This is a genomic window from Acidithiobacillus ferriphilus (assembly GCF_018854775.1).
Classification (GTDB): Bacteria; Pseudomonadota; Gammaproteobacteria; order Acidithiobacillales; family Acidithiobacillaceae; genus Acidithiobacillus; species Acidithiobacillus ferriphilus.
The window spans coordinates 1-2,946 of sequence record NZ_JAAZTY010000033.1; the positions used below are offsets into that span (position 1 = coordinate 1).

3 protein-coding genes and 1 rRNA gene are annotated in these 2,946 nt (G+C 56.7%); all 4 read right to left on the reverse strand.

Going from position 1 to position 2,946, the window contains the following annotated elements; translation table 11 throughout:
• Positions 1 to 651 (reverse strand): translation initiation factor IF-2 associated domain-containing protein (locus HF921_RS02925; protein ID WP_215893272.1); only part of this gene is annotated, 651 nt, incomplete at its 3' end.
• A 59-nt stretch (positions 652 to 710) separates the two neighbouring features.
• Positions 711 to 2,192 carry a transcription termination factor NusA gene (gene nusA / locus HF921_RS02930; RefSeq protein ID WP_064219529.1) on the reverse strand — a complete coding sequence of 494 codons (1,482 nt, stop codon included), beginning with the start codon at positions 2,190 to 2,192 and terminating at the stop codon, positions 711 to 713.
• A gap of 31 nt (positions 2,193 to 2,223) precedes the next feature.
• Positions 2,224 to 2,685, reverse strand: a complete 462-nt coding sequence (locus tag HF921_RS02935; RefSeq protein WP_064219528.1) for a ribosome maturation factor RimP — start codon at positions 2,683 to 2,685, stop codon at positions 2,224 to 2,226.
• 119 nt (positions 2,686 to 2,804) lie between these two features.
• Positions 2,805 to 2,920: ribosomal RNA gene (gene rrf / locus HF921_RS02940) — 5S ribosomal RNA — on the reverse strand.
• Positions 2,921 to 2,946 lie beyond the last annotated feature (26 nt).

Genomic DNA, 2,946 nt, shown 5'->3' on the forward strand with positions numbered 1-2,946 from the left:
GCTGGCCGGTAATGCTGCTGCGGGACGTGCGCGACCCGTATTGATTGTCGATGTTCGGCTACGATCAGGACTAGGCTGTTCCGGAGTGTGCGAAGCTGTAGGTGCCAGCCTTGCTTCAGCGTGCGAAGGGGTCTGCTGCGCAAGAGGTTCCATCACCACCGCCGCAGGTGCCGGCTGCGCCTGCTGATCGACCACGACTTCCGCAGGTGCCTGCACCTGCATTGACTCTCCCGTAGAAACCGCTTCTGTAGCTGCCGCAGACTCCGATGCCGACCCCATTAAAACCGGGATCACCTGATCAGCGCTCGGAGATTGCTCGAGGACAGCGGATTCCACGGCCTCTTCGACCGCTGCTTCTCGTTTGACGTAAGTTCGCTTGCGGCGCACCTCTACCTGCACCGTACGCGATTTTCCGGCGCCTACAGACTGTTTTATTTCCGTGGTGCTGGTGCGGTTGAGTGTAATGCGGCGCAACTCCCCACCGCCCTCTCCGTGCGCGCTGCGCAACGAAGCGAGAAGACGATGTTTGTCATCCTCAGTGACCACATCCTCGGCCGTATTCTTGGGAATGCCCGCAGCGTTCAACTGCTCTAACAGCCGAGCATTCGTTACACCCAATTCAGCAGCAAAATTGGCGACAGTTACCGTCATAATCCTCATTCTCCAAAACCGCTACCCAGCAGACATACGTCGCGGGGACAGGGTCTGTATCAAACAAACCAGGGCGCACGCGCCTCCAGAATGAGAGCCTTGGCCCGCTCTGCATCCACACCGACCATCTCGCATAGCTCGCTCGTAGCCAGTTCCGCCAAGTCCTCGGAAGTAACAACACCTTTACTGGCCAGCAAGTGCGCCAAGCCCCTATCCATACCTTTCAGGGACAGCAAATCCTCTGCGGGCTCACTGAGTGCCACCTGCTCTTCCTGGGCAATAGCCTTATTGAGCAGGACATCGCGCGCACGGCGCCGCAATTCACCGACGAGGTTTTCGTCCAATCCCTCAATCTCCATCATCTCGGCGACCGGAACATAGGCCACCTCTTCAATAGAGGTAAACCCTTCGCTGACCAGCAAGCCCGCCAAGTCCTCATCCACCCCCAATTCCTGGATGAAGTGATTGAGGAAGGTCGACTCTTCTTCGTTGCGCTTGGCCTGGGCCTCTTCCTCGGTCAGGATATTGATAGTCCAACCCGTCAATTGCGTGGCCAATCTGACGTTCTGACCACCCCGCCCGATGGCCTGCGATAAATGCTCCGGGCCAACAACCACATCCATACTGTGCGTGTTTTCATCCACCACGATACTGGATACTTCCGCAGGCGAAAGCGCATTGATCACATAGCTGGCCGGATCAGCCGCCCAGATCACAATATCAATCCGCTCGCCTTTCAATTCATTGATGACCGTCTGCACCCGGTTGCCGCGCAGACCGACACAGGCGCCCACCGGGTCGACACGCGGATCATTGGAGCGCACGGCCAGTTTCGCCCGCAAACCCGGATCACGTGCAGCCCCCATGATTTCGATCATTCCGTTCCCTATTTCCGGGACTTCCTGGGCGAACAACTTGATCAGCAACTCGGGACTGGTCCGCGACAAAAAGAGCTGTGGCCCCCGCTGCACACGGCGCACATCCTGGAGATGCGCGCGCACGCGATCGCCGGGACGAATGGCTTCGCGCGGCATCATCTCTTCTTTGGGAAGAATGGCCTCGGCACGCCCCATATCGACGATGGCATTGCCTTTTTCCAGGCGTTTGACCAGGCCGCTGATGATATCACCCTTGCGTAACGCAAAATCCGAGACGATTCTATCGCGCTCGGCATCCCGCACTTTTTGCACAATCACCTGCTTGGCCGTTTGTGCGGCGATCCGTCCGAATTCAACGGCAGGCAACACTTCTTCGACATAAGTACCCGGTTCGGCATCGGGACGGAGCTGTCGGGCATCGCTCAAGCGAATCTGTTGATCTGCGTCAAAACCCGCGCTCTCATCCGCCACGACTTCCCACAGACGGCGGGTTACATAGTCGCCGGTTTTACGATCCACATCCACCGCGATATGCCAGTCCTGCCCATATTTCTTTTTGGAGGCGGAGACCAAAGACGCCTCCAAGGCCTGGAAAATCACTTCCCGGTCTACATCCTTCTCATGGGCGACGGCATCCGCCAGATAAAGAAGTTCACGACTCATTGACCTGCTCCTCTCTGCATGTCCCGTCTACTCACCATTGGGGAACCAGCCTCGCCTTGTGGATTTCACCCAGTGCAAACGCCCAGCGCCCCTCAGCATTTTTTAAAACCACCTTTTGATCCTCAACGCCCAGCAACTCTCCCTGCACACGGCGCCGCCCTTGCGTCAAGCCCTGCAGGTGAATCTCGGCTTGAGATCCTTTAAATCGTTCAAAATCATGTAAATTTTTTAGCGGCCTGTCCAGTCCGGGGCTGGACACCTCCAGACGATATGCAGCGTTGACTGGATTTTCCACATCAAGCCACAGACTGAGCTGACGACTCACCGCAGCGCAGTCTTCGATGGTAACCGCCGTTGTTTCATCTTTCTCTATGAAGATCTGCAATGTCACCGCGCGCCCCACGCGCACCATACGCGCATCTACCAAGGCGCAACCTACAACGCCCACTTGCTGGGCAATTCCTTCATACAGTCGATCTTCCAATTTCACCATCCCCAGTACAGAAACAAAAAGTGGGCACTCGGCCCACTTTTTTGCGCATGATACGCAGAATCGCGACAAAAAACAACCCCGACTCGATGTTAATGAGTACGGGGTTGTATGGTATAGGTGTCTGGCGGTGACCGACTTTCGCGGAGGGAGACCCTCAACTATCATAGGCGCTGCAGCGTTTCACGGTCCTGTTCGAGATGGGAAGGGGTGGTTCCACTGCGCTATGGCCGCCAGACAAGGTTAAACTGGTCTGGCCCTGGG